This is a genomic window from Mesorhizobium sp. B2-1-3 (assembly GCF_006442495.1).
Lineage (GTDB): Bacteria > Pseudomonadota > Alphaproteobacteria > Rhizobiales > Rhizobiaceae > Mesorhizobium.
On record NZ_VFWL01000005.1, the window covers coordinates 283,786 to 290,084 of the forward strand.

The window sequence follows — 6,299 nt, forward strand, 5'->3', positions numbered from 1 at the left end:
TTTGGCCGCTACAATCGATTAAGCAAAAGCTGCGGCAAAAGGACTTGCCAGTGCAACGGTCCAAGACTAGAACATACAGGGAACGAAGAGGTGCATCATGAAGCTCACCGGAAAACTCGACTATCTGGAACTGCCGGCAACCGGCGCGACGCTGGACAGTGTGAAAGCCTTCTACAGCGCCGCCTTCGCCTGGTCGTTCACCGACTATGGACCGACTTATTCGGCCTTTAGCGAGGGACTGGACGGCGGTTTCCAGGCCGACAGCGGCGACGCCACCGCCAAGCCGTTGCCGGTGCTCTACTCCCAGGATCTGGAAGAGACGCTGGCAGCCGTCGAGAATGCCGGCGGCACGATCATCAAACCGATCTTTTCGTTTCCGGGCGGCAGGCGGTTCCACTTTGCCGACCCGGCTGGAAACGAGATGGCGGTATGGGGAGAATAGGCGGCGCGACCGGCGCATGAGGCGACCGTCGCCAATAGAGTGGTGGATCAGCAGGAAAGTCGCAATCTCCAGGCATTGAGCTTTCCACCGGCACAGCCTATAAGGCCGCGCGCAGTCGACGCATGTCAGCTGCTGGGGCGTCGCCAAGTGGTAAGGCATCGGTTTTTGGTACCGACATTCCCAGGTTCGAATCCTGGCGCCCCAGCCAAGCGCGCAAGGTCCGTTCCGGACACATAGGTTACGGTTTATACCGGAGACATGTTGTTGGAGCAGAATGAGAATCTATTCCGTCGCCGAGCGGATTGCCTTTGTCGTCACGCTCCTGGCCGTCCTCGTTCTCGCGCTGCTGCCGGCACATCGCCTCAAGCAATTCGGAATCGATATCGGCTTCCATTATGACAAGCTCAATCACGCCAGCGCATTCGCCGTGCTGGCTTTCCTGGGCAGCCTCGGCTGGCCGCGGCACAAGCCGGCGCTGATCGTCTTCCTCGCCTTTGTCGGCGCTGCCATAGAAGTTCTCCAGGGCACCACGGCGATAGGCCGCGATTTCGACGTGCTCGACTGGGTTGCCGATTGCATTGGCATTGCATGCGGTCTGCTGGCCGCGATCTGGGCGACCTGGATCGTGCAACGCGCAAGGTGAGAAGAAGCCGAACCGACTGCCTTACCGCGAAAGACAACGCTCAAAATCAGGCTTCAGCACGGCACGTTGAAGGTGAAGTCAGCTTGCCTCGCGCATGGCTTCGGCTGCCTGCAGATCGACCGAAACGAGCTGGCTGACGCCCTGCTCGGCCATGGTCACCCCGAACAGCCGGTCCATGCGCGCCATGGTGATGGGATTATGGGTGATGATGACGAAGCGCGTCTCGGTGGTCTTGGCCATCTCGTCCATCAGATTGCAGAAGCGTTCGACATTGTGATCGTCGAGCGGCGCATCGACTTCGTCGAGCACGCAGATCGGCGCCGGGTTGGTGAGGAACACGGCGAAGATCAGCGACATCGCCGTCAGCGCCTGCTCGCCACCGGACAGCAGCGTCATGGTCTGCGGCTTCTTGCCGGGCGGACGGGCAAGGATTTCAAGTCCTGCCTCGAGCGGATCCTCGGATTCGATCAGCTGCAATTCCGCCGTGCCGCCGCCGAAGAGATGCGAGAATAGCCGCTGGAAATGACCGTTGACCACGTCGAAAGCGGCGAGAAGCCGCTCGCGGCCTTCGCGGTTGAGGCTCTGGATCGCTTGCCTGAGCTTGCGGATCGCCTCGATGATGTCCTCGCGCTCCGAGACGATGGTCTCCAGCCGGTCCGAAAGCTCCTTCTGCTCCTCCTCGGCGCGCAAATTGACGGCGCCGAGCCGCTCGCGCTCGATCTTCAGCCTGTCGAGCTGGCGCTCGATCTCGGCCATTTCGGGCATCGGATCGTCGGCCTCCAGCCCGGTATGGCGGATGACCAGATGTGGCGGCGTGTTCAGCGTCTCCTGGATGCGCGCCTCGACCTCCAGCCGGCGCTCGTCGGCCGCGGTCAAGCGCTCCTCGGCGCGGACACGGGTCTCGCGCGCCTCGGCCAGCGACTGGATGGCGCTGGTGGCCGCCTTGTCCAGTTCGGCCTGCCTGTTCTCCGCTTCCTGCAGACGGTCGGCCGCCGCCTTGCGCAAGGTCTCGGCCTCGGTGAGCTGTGACAGCAAGGCGCGCCGCTTGGCATCGATCTCGTCGGGTGCGTCGGCCAATCTCTCGCGTTCGGCCTCGGCCTCTGCCTTGCGTTCGCCCAGCGAGGCGATCTGCGTCGAAGCGTTCTCGGCGCGCTCCAGCCAGTTGCTGCGCTCGGCGCCGATCGCATCGAGCCGGCGCGACCGCGCCTCGGCCTCCCGCCGCAACCCTTCATGGACGGCACGCGCATCGGCGAGCGTGGCGCGGTCGCGGGCGACATTGGCCGAGGATTGCTCGAGCTGTATCTGCAGGTCGCCGAGATCGGGCGCGTCCTGCAGCAGCATTTCCGCCTCAGCAAAGGCGGCCGAAGTTTCTTCATGACTGTCGACAATACGGGCGCGGGCCTCGTCCAGGGCGGCGCGCCGGCTCGCCAACTCGCCGCCGGCCTTTTCGGCTTCGGCCAGCGCGTTGCGGGCGGCGTCCAGCCCGTGCTGGGCGTCGCGTCCGGCCTGACGCGCGGCGCGCTCGGCCTCGCTGGCCTCGCGAAGCGACTGTTCGGCCTGTGCGAGCACCGCCTCGGCCTCGCGCAGCACAAGCGTCGCCTGCACCGCTTCGGCATCGAGCTCGGCCAGCCGGTTCTTTTGCGCCAGGCGTTGCGCGGCCGCGGTCGGCGCGTCGGCGCTGGCGGTCAGCCCGTCCCACCGCCACAGCGCGCCCTCAGGGCTGACCAGCCTCTGGCCGGGCGCGAGCAGCCCTTGCAGGCGGCGGCCGTCGGCGGCTTCGACAATGCCGATCTGCGCCAGCCGGCGGGCAAGCTGCGCCGGGGCACGTACCACGCTGGCCAGGCTCTTGATGCCTTCGGGAAGCGCGGCGTCATCGGCCTGGATCGCGCTCTCGCCCCAATGCACCGGGGCGCTGCGGTCGAGCGGCACGTCAAGGTCCTCGCCGAGGGCGGCGCCCAAGGCCGTCTCATAGCCGCGCTCGACGCTGATCTGTTCCAGCACGGACGGGAAGAGATCGCCGCTGGCTGCGTTCAGGATCTTGGCCAGCGTGCGGGCTTCGGTTTCGATGCGCGCCAGTTCGGCCCTGGCGTCCTGTAATGGCGGGCGGGCGGCATTTTCGGCGGCGCGCGCCTCGGCGACCGCCTGTTCGGCGGCAATCGCGCCGGCCTCGCTCTCTTCGAGCCGCGCCAGCGCGTCCTCGACCAGAAGTCGCTTCTCGGCCGGGTCGGGCAGGCCCGCGACTTTGGAGAGTATTTCCGACAATTCGCGGTCGACATCGGCGAGTTGGCGGGCGAAACGGTCCCGACGCTCGGCGGTCTCGCGCAGCGTCCGCTCGACCTGATTGCGCGAAGCGGCGGCCTCGGCCCGCTCGGCGGTAAGTGCTGCAAGCCTGGCTTCGCTCTGCGAGAGCGTCGCGGCTGCCTGTTCGAAGGCGGCGCGGGTGGTTGCTTCACGCTCGGCCGCGCCGGCATTTTCGGAGTTGAGCGCTGCTTCCTCGGCGCGCAGGCGTTCGAGGATATCCGCATTGTCGCGCACCATGCGCTCCTCGCGGGCGATGTCACCGTCGAGCTGCTGGAGCCGGCGCTCGAGTTCCGCCTGACGGGCGCGGATGCGGCCGGCTTCTTCCTCGATCTGCGATCTGGCGATCGACAGGCGCTGGAAGGCCGCGGCCGCCGCAGCTTCGGCGTCACGCAAATCGGGCAGCCGATGCGCGCCGATACCTTGCTCCCTGGCGGCCGCCATCTGGGCGGCGGCGCGGTCGCCAACCAGGGCGGTGGCGACGGCCAGCGCCGAACGTGCCTCGCCTTCCTGGGCCTTGGCCAGCGTCCAGCGCAGATGGAGCAGCGTCGCCTCGGCCTTGCGGATGTCGGCCGACAGGTTCTTGAAGCGGGAGGCCTGGCGTGCCTGGCGCTTCAGGCTTTCGATCTGGCTTTCCAGCTCGCCAACGACGTCATCCAGGCGCTCGAGGTTCTGCTCGGCGGCCTTGAGCCTGAGTTCGGCCTCGTGGCGGCGCGTATGCAGGCCGGAAATGCCGGCCGCTTCTTCCAGCAGGGCGCGGCGCGCCTGGGGCTTGGCCTGGATCAGCTCGCCGATGCGACCCTGGCCAACCATCGAGGGCGAACGCGCGCCGGTCGACTGGTCGGCGAACAGAAGCTGCACGTCCTTGGCGCGCGCTTCCTTGCCGTTGATACGGTAGAGCGAGCCCGCCTCACGCTCGATGCGGCGCGAGACCTGCAATTCGTCGGCGTCGTTGAAGGCTGCCGGCGCCGAGCGATCGCTGTTGTCGAGGAACAACGTGACCTCGGCGGTATTGCGTGCCGGGCGCGTGCCCGAGCCGGAAAAGATCACGTCGTCCATGCCGGACGCGCGCATGTTCTTGTAGGAGCTTTCGCCCATCACCCAGCGCAGCGCCTCGACAAGGTTAGACTTGCCGCAGCCGTTCGGCCCGACAATGCCCGTCAGGCCGCGTTCGATCACGAACTCGCCTGGTTCGACGAAGGATTTGAAACCGAGGAGGCGAAGGCGCGAAAACTTCATTCACGCCGCCCTGAAAGCGACTTTTGCGAAAACGCGCCGCGGGTTTGCGGCGGCGCGCAGCACGGCCAAAGGCCACGCATGCCGAAGCGCTGCCGCTTCGGCATCGCCAAGACGTCAGAGCTGAGGGTCGATGATGGCCGACATTTCCTCAATCGACATCGCCCCTTTGTAGGTCTTTCCGTTGATGAAGAAGGTCGGCGTCGAGTCGACCTTGAATTCGTCGGCGCCGCGTTTCTGGACCGCCCTCACATCGTCCAGAAGTTTCTGGTCCGTCAAGCAGGCTTCGAAGGACTCCTGTGTAAAACCGGCGAGCTTGGAGATTTGCAGCAGCGCATCCTTGGTGTTGGACACGCCCACCCAGTTCGCCTGCTGCTTGAACAGGACATCCACCATCGGGAAGTAGTTGTCCTTGGCGCAGCGCGCCAGCATGAAACCGGCCTCGGCGCTCGGATCGAACGGGAATTCGCGCAGAATATAGCGCGCCTTGCCGGTATCGATGTATTTCTTCTTCAATTCCGGAAAGGTGGTTTCGGCAAAATGCGCGCAATGCGGGCAGGTCATCGAGGCGTATTCGACGATCGTGACCTTGGCGTCGTCCTTGCCGAGTTGCTTGTCGGGCAATGCGCCGGGCTTAAGCAGTTCGGCCATGTCGACGGTGCCTTGAGCCTCCGGCGCCTTGACGGCGGCCGGCGTGGCCGATGTCGCGGGTGCGGCGGGAGCGGCAGGCTTCACATCGGCCGCCTTGGCTTCCTCACCAGAGTCGCTGCATGCCGCAAGCACGGCCACCACCGGAATGGCGGCCAGCGAAGACAGCAGGTTTCTGCGGGACAAGCTTTTGCCGAACGGAGGACGGTTCATACGAATCACCTGACAGGGGTTGGATTTTGCAACGCAAAGGCACGAAAAGGCGAGAGTTGGCGCGAATTAAGGCATCGCCGTCCCCAATCCAATCGTGAAACTTGAAGCTTATAATCACGAAATCGCGAGATTGGCGACGGTGCTATGACTTTCTTTGTCCCAGAATAGTGGCGCCGAGCCGCTCCAGAGAGGCACGCAGGCCATCGTCTTCTATCTTGCCGACGATGTGCGACAGTCTTGATTTTTCCGCCTCATTGAGAGGCCTGACGGGTGGTTTCGGCCGCGCCTTTTCACTTAGAACCGGCTTCTGCACTATCCTGATGCGGCCGATGGCCGTGAAGCCGAGAAATGCATTGACGCGATTGATGATCTCGCCGGCCTCATGCTGCAGATGGAGCGCCGCCATGCCCTCGCAGGCGATCACCAGCACGGCCGGCTCGAACGGGTCGTCTTCGTGCAGCCGCCGAGGCCACTGGATCTTTTCAGGGCGCGAATGGCCGGCCAGGCGCGAACCGGCAATCTCTTCCCACGACTGGACCAGGCTGACCGAAATGCCCGCCCGCTTGCGCAGCACCGGGTCGAGGATCGCGGTGGCGAGATCGCTCACCGGAACGGGATTGCCGAAGGGCCTTTTCCCTGCCATGTGCGTTCTCCAGCCACCACCTCCACTCTTCCCGGCCGAGGCCGATACGAGATCAATGGCACCGCACGAGCAGACCCGCAAGGCCATATCAGAGGACAGCAGCAGCAAAGCTGCGTCTAGTGACAGCAGCAAAGCTGCGTCTAGTGACAGCAGCAAAGCTGCGTCTAGTGACAGCA

General features: G+C 64.8%; 5 protein-coding genes and 1 tRNA gene. 3 read left to right on the forward strand and 3 right to left on the reverse strand.

All coding sequences use genetic code 11. The features are described 5' to 3' along the window. Positions 1 to 97 precede the first annotated feature (97 nt). The 3 genes from FJ973_RS12065 (at position 98) to FJ973_RS12075 (ending at position 1,085) form a co-directional block, all read left to right on the forward strand. Complete coding sequence (locus tag FJ973_RS12065) at positions 98 to 442, forward strand: VOC family protein (RefSeq protein WP_140494922.1); 345 nt, start codon at positions 98 to 100, stop codon at positions 440 to 442. 133 nt (positions 443 to 575) lie between these two features. Further along, positions 576 to 650, forward strand: a tRNA-Gln gene (locus FJ973_RS12070). A 66-nt stretch (positions 651 to 716) separates the two neighbouring features. Continuing rightward, the gene (locus tag FJ973_RS12075; protein ID WP_140555925.1) at positions 717 to 1,085 is read left to right on the forward strand and encodes a VanZ family protein; all 369 of its coding nucleotides are present in this window, start codon (positions 717 to 719) and stop codon (positions 1,083 to 1,085) included. A 78-nt stretch (positions 1,086 to 1,163) separates the two neighbouring features. Here the strand turns inward: FJ973_RS12075 and smc are convergent, their stop codons facing one another. The 3 genes from smc to FJ973_RS12090 all read right to left on the reverse strand — a co-directional run bounded on the left by smc (position 1,164) and on the right by FJ973_RS12090 (position 6,123). Further along, positions 1,164 to 4,622 (reverse strand): chromosome segregation protein SMC, encoded by a 3,459-nt coding sequence (gene smc, locus FJ973_RS12080; RefSeq protein ID WP_140555927.1) that lies wholly within the window; start codon positions 4,620 to 4,622, stop codon positions 1,164 to 1,166. Positions 4,623 to 4,736: 114 nt separating this feature from the next. Beyond that, positions 4,737 to 5,480 carry a DsbA family protein gene (locus FJ973_RS12085; protein ID WP_140494928.1) on the reverse strand — a complete coding sequence of 248 codons (744 nt, stop codon included), beginning with the start codon at positions 5,478 to 5,480 and terminating at the stop codon, positions 4,737 to 4,739. Positions 5,481 to 5,622: 142 nt separating this feature from the next. Continuing rightward, positions 5,623 to 6,123 carry a DUF721 domain-containing protein gene (locus tag FJ973_RS12090; protein WP_140555929.1) on the reverse strand — a complete coding sequence of 167 codons (501 nt, stop codon included), beginning with the start codon at positions 6,121 to 6,123 and terminating at the stop codon, positions 5,623 to 5,625. Between the last annotated feature and the right edge of the window lie 176 nt (positions 6,124 to 6,299).